We start from the raw sequence: 17,842 nt of genomic DNA, 5'->3' as shown, positions 1-17,842 counted from the left end.
AGGGTCGCACATCTAGCCCCTTGAAAAACGATATCATTTGGTGTATTTCGATATCAAAGTCATCGTTTCTAGAAGGGTGATATCAATGCCGGCGGTAACTATTCGCAATCTTTCTGATGAAACGCATCGCGCCCTACGGGTGCGAGCAGCTCACCATGGCCGAAGCACCGAGGCCGAAATCCGTGACATTATCGAGGCCGCCGTTCGTCCATCTGAACGCGTGAAACTCGGCTCCTTACTCGCGGCCATAGGTCGTGACGCTGAGCTTTCCAACCACGACGTTGAAGCCCTGCAGCAAAATCGCGATAAAGCGCCTGCCGAGCCGATGACTTTCGAATGATCTTGCTGGATACCAATGTGATATCGGAGCCGTGGAAACCGGTTCCTGACGGGGCAGTGATCGAGTGGATGGACGCCCAAGCCATCGAGACACTGTTCCTTTCCGCGATAACAATTGCTGAACTTCGTTTCGGGATCGCTGCCATGCCCTCAGGCAAACGGCAAATTATCCTTCGCGATCGCCTGGAGGGCGAAGTGCTTCCGCACTTTGCCGAGCGCATCCTGCCTTTCGGCCTTGCCACCTCGCAGTTCTACTCGGAGCTGATGGTACGAGCTCGAGTATCCGGGAAAGCGATCGGCAAGGCGGATGGATATATTGCAGCCACAGCAGCAGCGAACGGCCTCGCGGTCGCAACTCGAGACACCAGCCCTTTCGAGGCCGCCGGGGTGAAAGTGATCAATCCTTGGTCACTACAAAAAAGATATTAATCTAAGTCGTCGTGAGTTCGATTCCTATCAAGGCGGTCGATCAGATTGTGGCCCGAAGTGGATCTCCGGAGAAAATCTCCCTTTTTATGCAAAGAGTGCGCCACGCAAATGAACGCCCTCTCGCATTACCGGTATCGGCGGCCGCGGCTACGAGGAACCTTCAGGCCTTGTCGAGTTGGACATCTGCCCTACTCATTTGCACAACCGGTTGTTCGCGCCTCGTCCTTCTTCCGATACAACATGGTTGATCGCCGCCGCAAAGCTGGCCGGCGTCAATCCGGCGACGGGCAGGACTTGAGATAGCTGACGACGGCATCGGCGATCATTCCGCGGTGCCGGTCGATGGTCTCGCTTTCCGAGAGATCCCGCCTGAAAATCGTGCCGAAGGTATAGCGGTTCGAGACGCGGAAGAAACAGAAGGCGCTGATCATCATGTGGACATCGATCGGATCGGCCTTGCGATGAAATATGCCCTGTTCGAAACCACGTTCCAGGATTTTAGCGATCGTCTCTATGACCGAGACGTTGAGGTCGCGGATGGCATCCGAGCGCAGCATATGCGCGGCGTGATGAATGTTCTCGATGCTCACCAGCCGGACGAAATCCGGGTTGGCCTCGTCGTGATCGAAGGTCGTTGCGATTAGCGTGCGCAGCGCTGCTTCCGGCTCAAGGTTCGAAAGCTGAAGGTCGGCTTCCAGCGAGCGGATCTTGCGGTAGGACTGCTCCAGGACGGCGAGATAGAGACCCTCCTTACTGCCGAAATAGTAATAGATCATCCGCTTCGAGGTGCGGGTCTTTTCCGCGATCGCATCGACGCGCGCACCGGCGAGGCCATGGGTCGCGAACTCCTTCGTCGCGACGACGAGAATATCCGCCTGCGTCCGCTGCGGATCGTTCTTTCGTCCGTTTTCAGCCCGCTCCGCCATCACTCTCACGACCATATTCCCTAAACCGCTGTTTCCAATCGTCAAAACGGAGCCTGAACGTGGAGGCTGCCATTCGTGGCGCTCGACGACAAAGTCATATTCACCTTGCACGTCCGTTTCAATAGATCACCGCTTGACATTCGAACTAGTTAGTACATTTTGAAGACAAGGCAACATGTCCCGGAGGAGGGGCGCGGGGGTCTCCGCGCTCAGATGCGCGTTTCCCGCGCGACTGACGGACGTCGGAAGAACACTTGGATCTGTTGCCCACGCTTTGGGAGGAGCGAATGACCCGCATCATCGATTTCTATTTTCTCGTGCTGAAGGCGACGATCGCGCTCTTGCTGGCAGGCATGGTCGTGCTCGTCTTCGGCAACGTCGTCCTTCGCTATGCCTTCAATCAGGGCATCACGTCCTCCGAAGAGCTGTCGCGGATGTTCTTCGTCTGGCTGACATTTCTCGGCGCGGTCGTCGCAATGCGCGAGCATGGCCATCTCGGTGTCGATTCCGTGCTGCGGCGCCTGCCACCCACGGCTGCCAGAATGGCTGCGCTCGGCGGGCATGCAATGATGCTGCTGGCGACCTGGCTGATGATCAGCGGTGCCTGGACGCAGACCATGATCAACGTCCATGTGGCAGCGCCGGCAACCGGGATTTCGATGGCAGTCTTCTACGGCGCCGGTCTGGCGTTCGGCATTCCGGCATTTCTCATTCTCCTGTGGGACGCATTCGCGATCGCCACGGGCCGCATCGATGTCACGACGGTCGAACTTGTCCGCGACAGTGAGGAACGAGTCGCGCTCGAGGATCACGATCCGGCACTTGCCAAGCTCGTGACAAAGCATTGAGGGGCGGGAAATGACTGTATCCATCTTCCTCGGAGCACTTCTCGGACCCATGGCGCTTGGTGTGCCGATCGCCTTTGCCCTTATCATCAGCGGCGTTGCTTTGATGATGTATCTTGACATGTTCGATGCGCAGATCGTGGCGCAGAACGTGCTGAACGGCGCCGATAGCTTTCCGCTGATGGCGGTGCCTTTCTTTCTTCTTGCCGGCGAGGTCATGAATACCGGCGGACTTTCTCGTCGCATTGTCGAGCTTGCTATGGCGATGGTGGGCCATGTCCGCGGCGGCCTCGGTTTTGTCGCCATCTTCGCCGCCTGTGTCCTTTCGAGCCTTTCCGGGTCGGCCGTTGCCGATGCAGCGGCCCTGGGCGCGCTTCTTTTTCCGATGATGCAGAAGTCCGGACACGACCCGGCCCGCACCGGCGGCCTCCTCGCCTCAGCTTCCGTTATCGGGCCGATCATTCCTCCGTCGATCGGTTTCATCCTGTTCGGCGTGGTCGGCGGCGTTTCGATCACCAAGCTTTTTCTGGCGGGAATTTTCCCGGGCCTTATGATCGCAGCCGCACTCTGCGTCACCTGGCTGATCGTTGCTCGAAAGGAGCAGTTCGCACTTCCCCCGAAGCAGAGCGGCGCGGTGCGTCTCAAAGCCTTCATCGACAGCATCTGGGCCCTGATGCTGCCGGTCATCATCATCGTCGGCTTGAAATTCGGCGTCTTCACGCCAACCGAAGCCGGCGTCGTTGCCGCTGTTTATTCGCTCTTCGTCTCGATGGTCATCTATCGCGAACTACCCCCGGCGAGACTGTTTCATGTCTTCGTGGCGGCCGCCAAGATCACCTCCGTCGTCATGTTCCTGGTTGCCTGTGCGGCGGTTTCCGCCTGGCTGATCACAGTTGCCGACGTGCCCGGCGAGCTCGCGGCCCTGGTCGAACCGCTGATGGACAATCAGACCCTTCTGCTGCTCGCCATCATGGTGCTGATCGTCGTCGTCGGAACCGCCATGGACATGACGCCGACGATCCTGATCATGACGCCGGTGCTGATGCCGATCATCAAGCAGGCGGGCATTGATCCGGTCTATTTCGGCGTGCTTTTCATCATCAACAACGCGATTGGCCTGATCACGCCGCCGGTCGGCACCGTGCTCAATGTCATCTGCGGCGTCTCGAAGCTCTCAATGGAAGAGTTGATGAAGGGCGTGATGCCCTTTCTCATCGCCGAACTGATCGTTCTGTTTCTGCTCGTCCTGTTTCCGCAACTGGTGACCGTCCCGGTCTCGTGGTTCGGACACTGATCGTAGTTTCGTCGGCAACGGCGAACGAATTTCAACGCGGCCGGAGGGAGATGCCGGCCACAACCTGGGAGGAAGACATGCTGAATAAATTGACGAAGCTGGCATTGGGATTGGCGTTGCCGATCGCATTGCTGGCAACCGGCCCGGCCATGGCCGAAATCCGCGAGCATCAGCTCAAATTCGCGTCGGCGAACAACAAGGGCCATCCCCAGGTCATGGGAATGGAGAAGTTCGCCGAGCTCTTGAAGGAGAAGAGCGGCGGCAAGATCGAGGTGAAACTCTTTCCCGGCGGTGTGCTTGGCGGCGACGTTCAGACCGTCTCGGCGCTGCAGGGCGGCGTCATCGAAATGACGGTGCTCAATGCCGGCATCCTTGCAAGCAATGTCAAGCAGTTCGGCGCCGTCGATCTGCCCTTCCTCTTCAATAGCGGCGAGGAAGCAGACAAGGTGATGGACGGACCGTTCGGCTCCGGTCTGATGAAGCTTCTGCCGGATACCGGCCTCGTCGGTCTTGCCTATTGGGAGCTCGGTTTCCGCAACCTGACGAACAATCGTCACGCAGTCACCAAGCTTGAGGACATCAAGGGCCTTAAGATCCGCACGATCCAGTCGCCGATCCCGATCGAGCTCTTCAACAGCCTTGGCGCCAACGCCGTTCCGCTTCCATACACCGAGCTCTATACGGCGCTCGAAACCGGCACTGTCGACGGCCAGGAAAATCCGGCTGCGAACATCATCAATGCCAAGTTCTTCGAAGTGCAGAAGTACATGACGGTGACCCGCCATCAGTACAATCCGCAGATCGTGCTCATCAGCAAGAAGTTCTGGGATGGGCTCAACGATGAAGAAAAAGCCCTCTTCCAATCGGCCGCAACCGAGGCGCGCGACTATCAGCGCAAGGTTTCGCGCGAGATGGACGCCAAGGCGATCGAAGAGATCAAGAAGACCGGCATGGAAGTCAGCGAACTGAGCCCGGAAGAGACGCAGAAGCTGCGCGACGCCGTCAAGCCGTTGATCGACAAGTTCAGCCCTCAGATCGGCGCAGAAACGGTCGCCCAGCTCATGAAGGAACTCGACACCGTTCGCGGCAAATAAGCAAAGGACCAGGCCCGCTGCTGCGGGCCTGGTCCCTTTCTCATCGGAACCACGGAAAAGACGGATGGCCGAAACAATCATAAGACCGCTAAAGGCCGGCCTGATCGGCGCCGGCATCCAAGCGTCGCTGACACCCGCCATGCATATGAAGGAGGGTGCCGCCCAGGGTCTGAACTACGAGTATGAACTGATCGACCTTAACCGGATCGGCGCCTCGCCAGCCGACCTGCCGAAACTTCTGGCTAAGGCCGAAGCTCAAGGCCTTGCAGGCCTCAACATCACCCATCCCTGCAAACAGATCGTCATCTCTTGTCTGGACGACCTGTCATCCGAGGCGCGGGCTCTCGGGGCCGTCAATACCGTCGTTTTCAAGGATGGACGGCGATATGGACACAATACCGATTGGTGGGGCTTTGCCGAAAGCTTCCGTCGCGGGCTGCCGGACGCCGATCTTTCTTCGGGCGTCCAGCTCGGTGCTGGCGGCGCAGGCGTTGCGACCGCTTATGCAATGCTCTTTCTTGGCTTGCAGAGGTTGGCCGTCTTCGATCGCGAAGCCGAACGTGCTGCCGCTTTGACGGAAACGATGGCGCGGCTCTTTCCCGCTGCTTCCATCATCACCGGAAGGGATCTGGCATCCGAGATGGGGCAGGCAGCCGGCCTCATACATGCAACGCCGACCGGAATGACGAAGTATCCGGGCACCCCCTTGCCGCCGGAACTGCTTGAGGAACGGCACTGGGTCGCCGAGATCGTCTACTTCCCCTTGGAGACCGAACTGCTGAGGCAGGCCAGACATCGCGGCTGCCGGACGCTCGATGGCGGAGGCATGGCGGTCTTCCAGGCCGTTGGCGCCTTTCGTCTGTTGACAGGACGAACGCCGGATGCAGCCCGAATGCTCGCGCATTTCAAGGCCATGACCGAATAACCCTCCATTCGACAGCACAAGGGAGGTGGCATGAAAGAGGGCCGCGCCGCTGGAGAGAACGGATCACTGAGATGCAGTCGATGATCGAGGGACAGTCACACTTCCAGCCTTTCGGCTTACCTTACTGGGGTTCGGAAAATCTCAATAAGGGAGTTGGAAGCATGACTGCCTCTTATGATTACCATATCGGCGTCGACTACCACAAATCCTATAGCCACTTGGTGGTGCAGGACAGCAGCGGCAAGACGCTGAGATCCGGCCGGGTGAAGAACGACCGCCAGTCTCTGGGTGGGTTTTTGGAACGCTACCGGGAGAATTCGCATGCGGTTGTCGAGGCGACCCGCAACTGGATGGTGATCTACGACTGGCTCGACGACATTTGTGATGATGTCGTTCTCGCCCATCCCTGGAAGGTCAAGGCGATTGCCGACGCCAAGATCAAGACCGACAAGATCGATGCGACGGTGCTGGCGCATCTGCTCCGAGCCGATCTGGTGCCGGAGGCCTGGGCGCCCGGCGAACGCGCCCGAGAACTGCGTGTCGCCCTGCGTGAGCGGATGTTCTACGTGCGGCTGCGGACGATGACCAAGAACCGGATCGTCACGGTGTTTGATCGCTATCCGGAACAGACGGCACAGCTGAAGAAGCTCGCTGATCTGTTCGGCAAGGCCGGTCGCGTCCAGCTGGCGCAGGTGAAGGTCTCAGAGATCGACCGCATCCAGATCGATCGTGGCCTCGATTTCATCGGCGATATCAATGAGCGGATCAAGCAGTCGGAGAGGACGATCCGGGCGATGACCAAGGCCAATGGCAATGTGAAGCTGTTGAAGACGATCCCCGGCATCGGCGAGTTCTTTGCAAGGCTGATCGATGCGGAGATCGACGATATAGCGCGGTTTCGCAACCCGAAGAAGCTGGCCGCCTATGCCGGGCTGGTGCCGTCGACCTATTCCTCCGGCGGCAAGACCTTTCACGGCAAGATCATCAAGCAGGGCAACAAGTGGCTGCGCTGGGCTTTCGTCGAGGCGGTGGCCCCTGCCATCGCCAGCGATGTGCAGCTGCGCGCCCAATACGAGCATCTGAAGTTCAGAGGAGTAAACAAGGCGCGCGTTGCCATTGCGCGCAAACTTTTGACGATCGCCTTCCAGATCCTGCGTGACCAGCGCGCCTATGAGCGGCGCGGCGAAAGCACCATGGAAGGCGTGCTGACGATATCCCGGTTGTCCTGATGGTCTACTAGCGAGCCCGGTCAAGTCCCGGGTTGCGCTCCTTAAGGAGGAGAATGGGAAACCGGGAGCCGAACGTCACTCTGTGACCGAAGCTAACGCATCAGGTCACGCATTGGAGATTGGTTCGAGAACCGCAGGACGGCAACACTCTGTCCAGCGAAAGAAAGAGATTTAGCCGATCGGCAAAAAAGCTGATCAAACCATAACCGAACCCAAGGAAAAGCCGCCAGTTGAAGGCGTTTTGCCCCTTGTGTTCTTTCATTGGAGCAGGCCGATGAAGACGTCTATAGCGACCGTATCGTTGAGCGGCGATCTCCGCGACAAGCTCGAAGCGATCGCCAAGGCCGGTTTCGATGGCGTCGAGATATTCGAAAACGACTTCCTCATCTTTGATGAAAGCCCGCGTCAGGTCGGCAAGATGGTGCGTGATCTCGGGATGGAGATCACATTATTTCAGCCGTTCCGTGATTTCGAGGGAATGCCCGAGCCGCTTCGCAGCCGCACATTCGACCGTGCCGAGCGCAAATTCGACGTCATGCAGGAAATGGGCACGGATCTGGTACTCGTCTGCTCTAATGTGTCGCCGGCATCGCTTGGCGGTCTCGACCGAGCCGCGGTCGACTTTCATGAACTTGGCGAGCGCGCGGCAAAGCGCGGGCTGAGGGTGGGTTACGAGGCGCTGGCCTGGGGGCGGCACATTCACGATCACCGCGACGCCTGGGAGATCGTGCGCCGTGCCGACCATCCCAACATCGGCCTTATCCTCGACAGCTTCCATACGCTGTCGCGCAAGATCGACGTCAACTCGATCCGCTCGATCCCGAAAGAAAAGATCTTCATCATCCAGCTTGCCGATGCGCCCCTGATCGACATGGATCTGCTTTTCTGGAGCAGGCATTTCCGCAACATGCCCGGCGAGGGCGACTTGCCGGTCCTGGACTTCATGAAAGCCGTGGCGGCAACCGGATACGACGGATATCTGTCGCTGGAGATTTTCAACGATCAGTTCCGCGGCGGCTCGCCCACGGCAATCGCCGTCGATGGCCAGCGCTCTCTGATCTATCTCGGCGATCAGGTAAAGCGGCAGGAGCCGGAAAGCTCCTTGCCCGTCCCCGCGATGCCGCCGCGCGCCTCCGTCGAAGGTGTTGCATTCGTCGAGTTCACGGTAGACGAGGACGAAGCGCCGCAGCTCGAAAGGTTGATTGCAAGCCTCGGTTTTCGAAAGGTTTCGAGACACAAGACCAAGAGTGTCACAGTCTTTCGCCAAGGCGGTATCAATCTTGTCGTCAATACCGAGCAAAAGGGCTTTGCCGGCGCGTCATTCGCTGTCCATGGCACGACGGCTTATGCTGCCGGCCTGATGGTCGGCGATGCGAAGGCGGCAGTCGAACGCGCCGTGGCCCTGGGCGCCGAGCGCTTTCGGCAACCCCTCGATGCTGGCGAGATCGAGATGCCGGCCGTACGCGGTGTCGGCGGCGGCATCCTCTACTTCCTCGACCCCAAGACGGAGCTTGCCCGCATATGGGAGATCGAGTTCGATCCGGTCGAAGACACAGCAGCGCCTGAGCCTGTCGGGCTGCAGTCGATCGATCACATAGCCCAGACCATGAAATATGAGGAATTGCTCACCTGGCTGCTGTTCTACACATCGATCCTCGATGCTCATAAGACGCCGATGGTCGACATCATCGATCCGTCCGGCATAGTGAGAAGCCAAGCCATAGAAAATGCCGACGGGTCGCTGCGCATCACCATGAACGGTGCCGAAAACCGCAACACACTTGCCGGCCACTTCATCGCCGAAACCTTCGGCTCCGGCATCCAGCATCTGGCCTTCAAAACGCAGGATATCTTTTCCGCTGCCGCTGCCCTTTCCGCAAACGGCTTCGTACCCCTTGCGATCTCGCCGAACTATTATGACGACCTGGAAGCCCGTTTCGGTCTGGACGCGGAATTTGCGGAACGATTGAAGGCGAACAACATCCTCTATGACCGCGACGAGCATGGCGAATATTTCCAGCTCTACAGTCCTACCTACGGTGAAGGTCTGTTCTTCGAGATTGTCGAAAGGCGCGGTTATCGGGGATACGGTGCGGCAAACGCCATTTTCCGCATCGCTGCGCTCAGAAAGCATCTGCGGCCGGCGGGCGTACCGCGGGCCTGACGGCAGACTTACTGATCTTTGCGAAAATACTGGTCAGTTATCACGCTTTCGTGTGGCGCCCAGTCGCTCGGCGGCCGTGGCAAGGTCCTGAAAGATCCGTCCAAATCAGAGCCATATTCCAGGGGTTGTCGGATTCTCTCATTGTCGAATTCCGCCTTTACGCTTTGCCGATGATGGTTATTTCCGCGCCGAGCTGTGCGCCGTTCGTTTCGATCGTCGACCGCGTCCCTTGCCGCATCGACCGCGCTGTCGTCTTGAGACACGACCTTCCCTTGCCGTTGTTCGTCATAGGCCGCGGCTTCCTAAACCGAAGAACCGTGCCATCGCCGCGTCGACTATTGCCATCGTATTCGAATCCAGCCTGCCGAATACTGCGCCTGTCTTTGATCGCGGTACGGTCATGGTGCGGTCGACCATCACCTGTGAAGGTTTGAGCAAGCCATTGCCGTCATTGGGCTGCATCGTGATTCGGATCAAGTGTTCGTCATGGACGTCGCTGGTTATTTGCAGCAAGGTCACGGAAGGCAGTTCGGCAAATGCGTCGTCTTGCACAATGAGCGCAGGGCGCGGTTTGCCATAGTCACCACTGACGGCAAACGTCACCAGGTCGCCGCGCTTCATGCCTTCCATTCGTCCCTGAGCTGTTCTTCATTGATGAGTGCATCCAGCTCCTTCAGAGACTTTGCCTCGTCGCTCTCGGAGTTGCGGGCGCGTTTGGCCACGGCAAGCGATTGCCGCCGCGCCGCGCCCTCAAATGCCTTGCGCTTCTGGCGTTCGACATAGGCCCGCATAAAATAGCTGGGCGGCGGGCCGATCTTCAGATTCCGCCGCCTGTGTGAATGCGGCCTTCAAGGCGGGATCGATTCGGAAATTGAACGTATCGCCCTTCGGATGACCGGCGCGGGGCATGGCAACCTCATTATGTTTTACATTTAGCACTTACAATGTAGTTACAATTTTGCCTCTGGCAAGCCGTCATTCGAGCTCAAGATTGCGGCCGCGCACCGACTGCCGTTATCTCACGGACCGAGATAATTTCGCTACCGCTTCGTATCCCGCGGAATTTGCGGAACGATTGAAGGCGAACAACATCCTCTATGACCGCGACGAGCATGGCGAATATTTCCAGCTCTACAGTCCTACCTACGGTGAAGGTCTGTTCTTCGAGATTGTCGAAAGGCGCGGCTATCGGGGATAGGGTCTAGTAGTTTCGGCGCATCGCCACCCGCTACGACAAAACGGAAAGGTCATTCGCTGCATTCCTCACTCTGTGGTCTGGCTGCCATCATTCCACTGGGATAGCCTAAAGGCCACGACGCAATCGGAGCTTCGCCAGCGCGGACGTCTTTGTGGTCGAGCTGATCTTTTTCAGGGCCTTGTGTATCGTATCGTTATTCCAAAGCTTGAGCGTAACCGGTGTGCCGCTCACACCTTGGGCGGATAATTCCGGTACTCGATATCAAATGCCACCGACCGTGGAGCGCTATGGCAACTATGCGCCCTTATTCCGGTCTTAGACCATCAAAACCGCAACTATCCAAAAGCTGCCGATCCCGCGTGCTTCCATAAGAACCTCCAGGTTCAAGCTTCCATCAGCGTGGAGGACAGGAATTCGATGAACCGCTGGGTCTTGGCTGGAATAAGGCGAGTTTCGGTGACGGCGTAAATGCTGACCGTCGACCCCTGCCATTCGGGCAGGATGCGTCGGAGCCGGCCAGTGGCCAAGTCTTCGGCGACGATCCTCTCGGGAAGCAGGGCGATGCCCTGGTGGTTGACCGCCAGGGCGCGGATCATCCCGACGCTGTTGAGCGTGAAGCGGCCGCGAACGGCGACATCGACCTTGTTTACCTCCTGGTGCAAAGTCCAGGTCGGGCTCCGCAGCATGCCGATGCATTCATGCTTCGCCAGGTCCGCCGGTGTGGCGGGCTCGCCTGAAGCTTCGATATAGCCAGGAGACGCATAGAGGTGGCGCGAATGCCGCCCGATCAGACGAGTGATCAGACTGGAATCTTCCAGTTTGCCTATGCGGATCGCCACATCGAACGGCTCGGCCACCAAATCGACACGGCGTGGGGTCAGGTCGAATTCGAACGTGATGCCGGGATAGTGCCGCGCGAAATCGCCGATGATCGGTGTGAGGTAAAAAATAGCGAGGTCGACTGGGAGCGAAACCCGCAGGACACCGCTGGGCTGCTCAAGCATCGCGCCGAGCTGTTCGTGCGCGAGCCGTGCCTCGTCAACGATTCGCTTGCTTCGTTCATAATAGAGCTGGCCGGCCTCGGTGAGCTCGATCTTGCGCGTCGTGCGATGCAGGAGCCTCAAGCCGATTGCCTTCTCCAGTTCGCTAATGCGTCGCGACAGAGTAGAGTTTGGCATGCCGAGAGCCTCCGCGGCCTTCCGAAAGCTCCTGGCTCTAGCGACCTCCACGAACAGCGCCATGTCGTTCAAATGACTCATCTGATTGCTCCATAGATGGAAAACTGATTTCAATTCTGCTGAATTTATCCCGAGATTGGAATAGTGGACAAGAACTCCAACGAATGGAGACCCTAATGAATCCACTGTTCACCCCGGCCTGCATTGGCCGCTGCATGCTTCCCAACCGGCTGGTGATGGCGCCTATGACCCGCAGCCGCGCTGCCTTCGACGGTACGCCAGGAGAGTTGGCTGCCGAATATTATGCCCAGCGCGCCGACGTCGGTCTGATCGTCACTGAAGGCACCCAGCCCTCGGATGACGGCCAGGGCTATCTCACTACCCCGGGCATCTATACTCCCGCACACGTCACCGGCTGGCGGAAGATCACCTCTTCCGTGCACGACAAGGGCGGCCATATCTTCATCCAGCTCATGCACGCCGGACGCATGTCGCATCCCGACAACACGCCGCATCATCGCCAGGGCGTCGCGCCGGGGACGGGTATGTTCACGGTGACCGGGATGCAGGGCATTCCCACGCCGTGCGCGCTGACGACCGAAGAAGTGCGCCAGACCGTCGCCGATTTCCGCCACGCGGCCCGCTCAGCGATCGAGGCCGGTGCCGACGGCGTGGAGATTCACGGCGCGAACGCCTACCTCGTCCAGCAGTTCTTCGCGCCGAGTGCCAACACGCGCACGGACGAATATGGCGGCCCTATGGAGAACCGCGCCCGCTTCGCCATCGAGGTTGCCTCGGCGATCGCAGAGGAGATCGGCGCAGACCGAACCCCGATCCGCCTGTCGCCAGGCACGACCATGTGGGGGATCGACGAAGGCGCCGAAGGGCCGGATCTCTACCGCTATCTTATTGCTGAACTCGATAAGCTCGGGCTCGCCTATGTGCACATCATGCACCAGGGCAACGAACCGTTGCTGGTCGATATTCGCAAGCTCTGGCACCAGCCGCTGATCCTCAACCGGCCGGGTCGTCCGCGCGACCAGATCGGCGCCGACGTGGCTTCGGGGCTGTCCGATCTCGAAGCCTATGGTCAGATGATTCGTTGCGCGGCTGAAGGCTGATGCGGCGATGAACGAGCCAGACCATAACACCTTCTTCGGCGGTACCGCGCGAGGCTACATCGATTACCCCGCCCTGAGCGCCCGAACCGATACCAGACCATGACAGGAGATTAGATTGACTCAATCACCCCATCCCTCCACTGCCTCGGATAATAAGGCACTTGCCGAGACCGCAAGTTCAAGCGCGACGGCGAAAAAGAAGGTCTTGGTCGTCGGCGCAACAGGGTTTCTCGGAGCCAAGATTCTCCGCAACCTTGCGCATGATACGAATGTGGCCGTCGTTGCGATGTCGCGTAAGGGCGCGCCCTCAAATGAGAGCGCCGATGTCGAATGGGTGCGCGGCGACATGATGGATCCAGCTTCATTGGATCGTGCTTTGCAGGGCGTGGACGTCGTCGTCAGCTCGGCTAACAGTTACATGAAAGGAAGCCTCGACACGGACTTCCAGGGCAACAAGAATCTTATTGAGGCCGCAGCAAGAGCCAATGTTGGCCGATTTGTCTTTCTCAGCATCGTCAGCTGCGAGGCTGCGTCAGCAGTGCCGCATTTCCACGCCAAGAAAGTGGCAGAGGATCTGATCAAGGCCTCCGGTGTGCCATATGTATTTGTCCGCGCCCCCACATTTCTCGATCAAAGCTCAGACATCATTGCGAAGGGTGTGAAAGCTGGCCGGTTCCTGGCGTTGGGCGATAAGACCACGAGATGGTCCTATGTTCTGACAGATGATCTGGCGTCATATCTCGCCAAAGCCGCGACGTTTCTTGGTAGCGAGATGAACAACCAAACGATCGATGTCGGCTGGCGCGATGGCCCCAAGAGCCAGCAAGAGATCGCCGATCTCGTCTCCGAGGTTATAAAGAAACGTCTCAAGGTGCGGGTTGTGCCCTGGCTGGTTTTCCGCTTGCTCGCGCGCCCGGTAAAGCTGTTTTCCGAGCTTGGGTACGATCTGATCCAGATGTTCCTGTTCTTCAAGAAGGGCGTCTATGTTTCGAACATTTCGCAACAAGAACACTTCTTTGGACCTGCCCCTACATCCAGAGATGCGATCACGCGATGGGCGAAAAGTCAGCAGCTAATTTCGTGAAGTATAGTGTGCCGGCATTTCAAGAGTAGCGAGATGGGCGCCTGTCTTTCGGCTGAATCAGAAAATCATGGAGGAAGGACTTATGATAAGTGATCCGACAGCGCTTAAACGGCCGGAGCAGGTGATCCCCGTGCCGACGAATTTAAGTCCGCAGGCCCAAACCTATTTGACTCAGAGGACCGATCAGCTGGCCACTTCCGGGCAGACGCACGTAGAGCCGCCAGCGCTCTCGGCATTTATGGAACCCATGCTCGACATGATGGGACCGCTCGCAGCCGGGTTTCAGGGATCGGCGACGGTGATTGCGTTGCCGAACGGCGCAGAACTCCGCCGAGCCAATCCGGAGGGAACCAGGGGGCGCCTCGCGGAAGTAGCCTATTTCGACATCCATGGCGGCGGCTTCGTCGTCGGCGGTGGCGAGATGTGCGCTCTGACCGCGAAGCTGAAGATCGCCGAATAGGAATGCAGGCGTGACGGCCGAACTCCACGTTATCGAAGCTGGTCCTCACGGCGGGTTCTTGGGAGCTACCCCTGAAGTATAGAGCGACAATCTGGATGAGATCAGCGCGACAATCTGGATGAGACTCTGGTGTCGCGGTTGTCGGTGAGCGTATCATCATGATTGTCGCGGGCAACAACTTCGTCGGTCTCTGATTGTCGCGCAGCGTCAATCTCAGCGGTATTCCTGATTGTCGCATAGGAGGCTGGCCTGCCGCGCTGTCGTTTTGCCTCCATCGCTGCTCGGCGACGATAGCTTTCGACGTTCATCTCAAAGATGGTTGCATGATGGACGAGACGATCAACGGCTGCGAGGGTCATGGCGGGATCTGGGAAGACCCTGTTCCATTCTCCGAAGGGCTGATTGGCGGTGATCATAATTGATCGTCGCTCGTAACGCGCAGAGATGAGCTCGAAGAGCACACTCGTCTCCGCCTGGTCCTTGGTGACATAAGCGAGGTCATCGAGGATCAGCAGATCGGACTTGTCGAGCTTGGCGATGGCGGATTCGAGCTGGAGTTCGCGACGAGCTACTTGCAGTTTCTGAACGAGTTCCGTCGTGCGCGTGAACAGCACACGCCAACCATTCTCGATGAGCGCCAGCCCGATTGCTGCAGCGAGATGGCTCTTTCCACCACCTGGTGGTCCAAACAAGAGAATGTTGGCACCCTTTGCGAGCCAGCTATCGCCAGCAGTGATGGCCATAACCTGCGCCTTCGAGACCATTGGGACGGCGTCGAAGTCGAAGCTATCGAGGGTCTTTCCTGGCGGCAATCGCGCTTCGGCGAGATGACGTTCAATGCGGCGGCGATCGCGTTCCGACAGTTCGTGCTCGGCAATGGCGGATAAGAACCTCGCCGCCGGCCACCCTTCCTTGTCGGACTGCTCGGCAAAGTCAGGCCAAAGTACCTTTATTGCCGGCAACCTAAGTTCATTCAGCATGATGCCGAGCCTGGCTGCATCAATAGCGTGGGCGTTCTTCATGCGGCGTCTCCGGTGTGGCGAGTATCGATCAGGGCCTCGTAGCCATTGAGAGAGGCAAGATGGACGTTGACGGTCGGCAACCGCGCGGGGTCGGGAGCGAAGAAGGTTCGCAGTTTGACGATGTCCGGCAGATCACCCGCGTCGAGTATTTTGCGCAGCCTTCCGGCAAGCTCATGTTCACAGCCGCGATCGTGTGCCAAGGCCAAGAGTTCGACGGTGATCTTGCATGCCTGCTTGTGGGAAAGCCGGTCGAGCAGGATCTCGAAGGCTCTTCGATATTCCTGTCGAGGGAAGAGCTTGTCGCGGTAAACAAGCTGGAGAAGCGCCATCGGCTTTTTGCGAAGGGAATGGATGACATGCCGGTAATCGACGACCTGGTCATGTTTGCCGCTGGCGTGACCACGACCTCTTCGAAGCGTCATCAGATGCGTGCCGCCTATAAAGACGTCGAGACGATCATCGAACATGCGCACCCGTAGCCGGTGCCCAATCAAGCGTGATGGCACCGTGTAAAAGACCTTTCGCAATGTAAAGCCGCCGCTGCGAGAAACGCGAACGACAACTTCCTCAAAATCGCTGGACCGTGTTCCGGGCAACGGCTGAAGCGCGGCACGCTCAGCATCAATGCGCTTGCCATATCGGGCATTGCGTCGGCTGACGATCTCATCAATGAAGCCCCGATAGGCATCGAGATCGTCGAAGTCTCTCGTGCCACGCATCAACAGCGCATCGCGGATCGAATTCTTGAGATGACCATGCGAGCTCTCGATCGAGCCATTCTCGTGAGCTATCCCTTTGTTGTTGCGCGTTGGGGTCATCTGATAGTGAGCGCAAAGCTCGGCGTATCGCCGGGTCAGGTCATCCTTTGCATCGGCATCCAGATTGCGGAAGGCCGCCGACAGGCTATCGCTGCGATGATAAAGCGGAGCGCCTCCGAGGAACCACAAAGCATTCTGCAATCCTTCTGCCAGAGCCACGAAGCTTTCGCCGCCAAGGACGACATGCGCGTGCTCGAAGCCGGAATATGCCAAGCGGAAGTGATAAAGCAGATGATCGAGCGGCTGGCCTGCGATCGTGATCCCAATCTCATTCATGTCTGTGAAGTCGGACAATCCTAATCGACCTGGCTCGTGAATTTGCCGGAAGATCACTTCTTGTTCCTCGCCGTGAACAGCGCGCCATGAACGAATACGGCGCTCCATTGTGCGGCGAACGCCTTCGCTCAGCTCTGGATGCCGGCGCAGCATCTCCTCAAAGACAGCGACGGCGCGAATTCCGGGTGCCGCCTTCAAAAGCGGAACGACCTCGGCGTCGAAGATATGAGCGAGTGGATCGGGACGACGACGTTCCCGCGTCTTCTTGGTTTGTGATGGAAGCTGCGGCTTCTTCTCGATGCGGTAAGCGGTCGCTCTACTGATCGAAGCCTTTGCGGCGGCGACTTCAGTCGTGTGCTCCTGTCGTAACTTCATGAAAAGCCTCATCTGATGATCGGTTACGTGACGACCTGGCACAGAGTGGTTCCCCGTTCTTCGAAGAACCCAAAGTACCGGCCAACCGTGATCACCAGACGCAAAATCAGCGCTCAGCAGCAGTGAAACTCCACTCGGGCTACGCCCTCACGACGTTCCACTGCTGCTGCCGAGTCTCATCTTGATTGACGCTTCGTCTCACCTTGATTGCCGCCCTGCACCTGAAGACGCCGAGATCATGGCGGAGGCTCGTCGGCGCACCTATTCGGCATGGGGCGTTTCAACCTGATGTAGGAGCTTCGGTTGGTTAGCTCATTCCAACTCGGGTCGCATGCGGTTCGGACAGCGAGCCAATGCCTTAGAGAGCGTCAAATATTCTGTCATGCCGTCAGCCAGGGTTCGCGGCCATACCTGTCGTTCAGCTCCAGCGGGTGGGCTCGCACTGAATGGCCGCAGTTCTCACAAGGCTGTCTCGGATCGGCAGCTTTCATGGTCTCAGTTCTCGAAAGCTGTCAGTCCGCTTCCGGCCCCGTGAATCCTTGAGATCATGCGTTTTCTTGAAGGCCAATGGTGGCCGAAGGGAGAACTCAAATGGGTATTGCACAATACGATCCTGCCGCACTGGGCCGACCGGCATGGAACGCCGGCCGAAAGGTCGGCGTCAAGAAACCCCTGAAGCAGCGCCAGATTTGGGCGATCCGCTTCTTCCTCGACCGGGAGGGGCGCATGAGAGATCGCGCGCTGTTTGATCTAGCAATCGACAGTAAGCTCCGAGGCTGCGATCTTGTTAAGGTCAAAATCGGAACCCTCGTCACAGGTCAAGAAATTCGAACCCGCGCCATGGTCGTCCAGCAAAAGACCGGTCGTCCCGTACAGTTTGAGATCACGGCCGACGTCAGGGCAAGTCTGCTTGCATGGCTTGAACGGAGAGGTGGAACAATTGACGACTACGCCTTTCCCAGTCGAGTCGATCATTCCGATCATCTCAGCACTCGCCAGTATGCCCGATTGGTCGATGAGTGGGTAACTGCAATTGGGCTAGATCGTGTCCATGGAAGTGGTGTA

17 protein-coding genes and 2 pseudogenes are annotated in these 17,842 nt (G+C 58.2%); 13 read left to right on the top strand and 6 right to left on the bottom strand.

The annotated features are described in order from the left end of the window. Positions 1-85 precede the first annotated feature (85 nt). Complete coding sequence (locus QA644_RS32635; RefSeq protein ID WP_028739329.1) at positions 86-340, top strand: plasmid stabilization protein; 255 nt, start codon at positions 86-88, stop codon at positions 338-340. Beyond that, entirely contained in the window at positions 337-768 is a 432-nt protein-coding gene (locus QA644_RS32630; RefSeq protein ID WP_283073142.1) for a type II toxin-antitoxin system VapC family toxin, read from the top strand. Before QA644_RS32635 ends, QA644_RS32630 begins: the two co-directional genes overlap by 4 nt. Before the next feature lie 272 nt (positions 769-1,040). On the opposite strand, the gene QA644_RS32625 is transcribed toward QA644_RS32630, so the two are convergent. After that, positions 1,041-1,694, bottom strand: coding sequence for a TetR family transcriptional regulator (locus QA644_RS32625; protein ID WP_092588739.1), 654 nt, complete (start codon positions 1,692-1,694; stop codon positions 1,041-1,043). A gap of 287 nt (positions 1,695-1,981) precedes the next feature. Between QA644_RS32625 and QA644_RS32620 the strand changes: the two genes are divergently transcribed. From QA644_RS32620 to QA644_RS32595, 6 genes are all read left to right on the top strand, one after another. Then, positions 1,982-2,542, top strand: a complete 561-nt coding sequence (locus tag QA644_RS32620) for a TRAP transporter small permease (RefSeq protein ID WP_283073141.1) — start codon at positions 1,982-1,984, stop codon at positions 2,540-2,542. A gap of 10 nt (positions 2,543-2,552) precedes the next feature. After that, positions 2,553-3,833 carry a TRAP transporter large permease subunit gene (locus tag QA644_RS32615; protein WP_239602616.1) on the top strand — a complete coding sequence of 427 codons (1,281 nt, stop codon included), beginning with the start codon at positions 2,553-2,555 and terminating at the stop codon, positions 3,831-3,833. A 77-nt stretch (positions 3,834-3,910) separates the two neighbouring features. Further along, positions 3,911-4,927 carry a TRAP transporter substrate-binding protein gene (locus QA644_RS32610; RefSeq protein WP_283073140.1) on the top strand — a complete coding sequence of 339 codons (1,017 nt, stop codon included), beginning with the start codon at positions 3,911-3,913 and terminating at the stop codon, positions 4,925-4,927. Between the two features lie 64 nt (positions 4,928-4,991). Continuing rightward, a complete protein-coding gene (locus tag QA644_RS32605; RefSeq protein ID WP_283073139.1) occupies positions 4,992-5,852 on the top strand; it encodes a shikimate dehydrogenase in 861 nt (286 codons plus the stop codon). A gap of 161 nt (positions 5,853-6,013) precedes the next feature. Beyond that, positions 6,014-7,081 (top strand): IS110 family transposase, encoded by a 1,068-nt coding sequence (locus QA644_RS32600; protein WP_283073138.1) that lies wholly within the window; start codon positions 6,014-6,016, stop codon positions 7,079-7,081. Positions 7,082-7,355: 274 nt separating this feature from the next. Continuing rightward, positions 7,356-9,245: a sugar phosphate isomerase/epimerase and 4-hydroxyphenylpyruvate domain-containing protein gene (locus tag QA644_RS32595; protein ID WP_283073137.1), complete on the top strand. Its 1,890-nt coding sequence runs from the start codon at positions 7,356-7,358 to the stop codon at positions 9,243-9,245. Positions 9,246-9,530: 285 nt separating this feature from the next. On the opposite strand, the gene QA644_RS32590 is transcribed toward QA644_RS32595, so the two are convergent. Together QA644_RS32590 and QA644_RS32585 are read right to left on the bottom strand one after the other, a co-directional pair. Next, a complete protein-coding gene (locus tag QA644_RS32590) occupies positions 9,531-9,866 on the bottom strand; it encodes a type II toxin-antitoxin system PemK/MazF family toxin (protein ID WP_283073136.1) in 336 nt (111 codons plus the stop codon). Then, entirely contained in the window at positions 9,863-10,036 is a 174-nt protein-coding gene (locus QA644_RS32585; protein ID WP_283073135.1) for a hypothetical protein, read from the bottom strand. Before QA644_RS32585 ends, QA644_RS32590 begins: the two co-directional genes overlap by 4 nt. Before the next feature lie 284 nt (positions 10,037-10,320). Here QA644_RS32585 and QA644_RS32580 point away from each other — a divergent pair, with 284 nt between their 5' ends. After that, positions 10,321-10,443: a hypothetical protein gene (locus QA644_RS32580; protein WP_283074089.1), complete on the top strand. Its 123-nt coding sequence runs from the start codon at positions 10,321-10,323 to the stop codon at positions 10,441-10,443. A 383-nt stretch (positions 10,444-10,826) separates the two neighbouring features. Here the strand turns inward: QA644_RS32580 and QA644_RS32575 are convergent, their stop codons facing one another. Next, positions 10,827-11,702 (bottom strand): LysR family transcriptional regulator, encoded by an 876-nt coding sequence (locus tag QA644_RS32575; RefSeq protein ID WP_239602634.1) that lies wholly within the window; start codon positions 11,700-11,702, stop codon positions 10,827-10,829. Between the two features lie 95 nt (positions 11,703-11,797). On the opposite strand from QA644_RS32575, the pseudogene QA644_RS32570 reads away from it, so the two are divergent. From QA644_RS32570 to QA644_RS32560, 3 genes and pseudogenes are all read left to right on the top strand, one after another. Further along, positions 11,798-12,845, top strand: a pseudogene (locus QA644_RS32570) (alkene reductase). A gap of 12 nt (positions 12,846-12,857) precedes the next feature. Continuing rightward, a complete protein-coding gene (locus QA644_RS32565; protein WP_283073134.1) occupies positions 12,858-13,826 on the top strand; it encodes an SDR family oxidoreductase in 969 nt (322 codons plus the stop codon). 82 nt (positions 13,827-13,908) lie between these two features. Next, positions 13,909-14,286 (top strand): hypothetical protein, encoded by a 378-nt coding sequence (locus tag QA644_RS32560; RefSeq protein ID WP_283073133.1) that lies wholly within the window; start codon positions 13,909-13,911, stop codon positions 14,284-14,286. 101 nt (positions 14,287-14,387) lie between these two features. On the opposite strand, the gene istB is transcribed toward QA644_RS32560, so the two are convergent. Both istB and istA read right to left on the bottom strand, forming a co-directional pair. Beyond that, on the bottom strand, positions 14,388-15,308 hold the full coding sequence (istB, locus tag QA644_RS32555) for an IS21-like element helper ATPase IstB (RefSeq protein WP_283072758.1): 921 nt from the start codon (positions 15,306-15,308) through the stop codon (positions 14,388-14,390). Then, the gene (istA, locus tag QA644_RS32550) at positions 15,305-16,789 is read right to left on the bottom strand and encodes an IS21 family transposase (RefSeq protein WP_283072757.1); all 1,485 of its coding nucleotides are present in this window, start codon (positions 16,787-16,789) and stop codon (positions 15,305-15,307) included. The genes istB and istA overlap by 4 nt, the downstream gene beginning before the upstream one ends. A 579-nt stretch (positions 16,790-17,368) precedes the next feature. Between istA and QA644_RS32545 the strand changes: the two are divergent. Next, positions 17,369-17,818 (top strand): annotated as a pseudogene (locus tag QA644_RS32545) (integrase); the annotation flags it as partial. Positions 17,819-17,842: the final 24 nt, after the last annotated feature.

Origin of the sequence: Rhizobium sp. CC1099 (assembly GCF_029714385.1) — a bacterium.
Taxonomy (GTDB): domain Bacteria; phylum Pseudomonadota; class Alphaproteobacteria; order Rhizobiales; family Rhizobiaceae; genus Rhizobium.
Note: the sequence above shows the minus strand (reverse complement) of the source record. Positions and strands in the feature narration are given on the sequence as shown.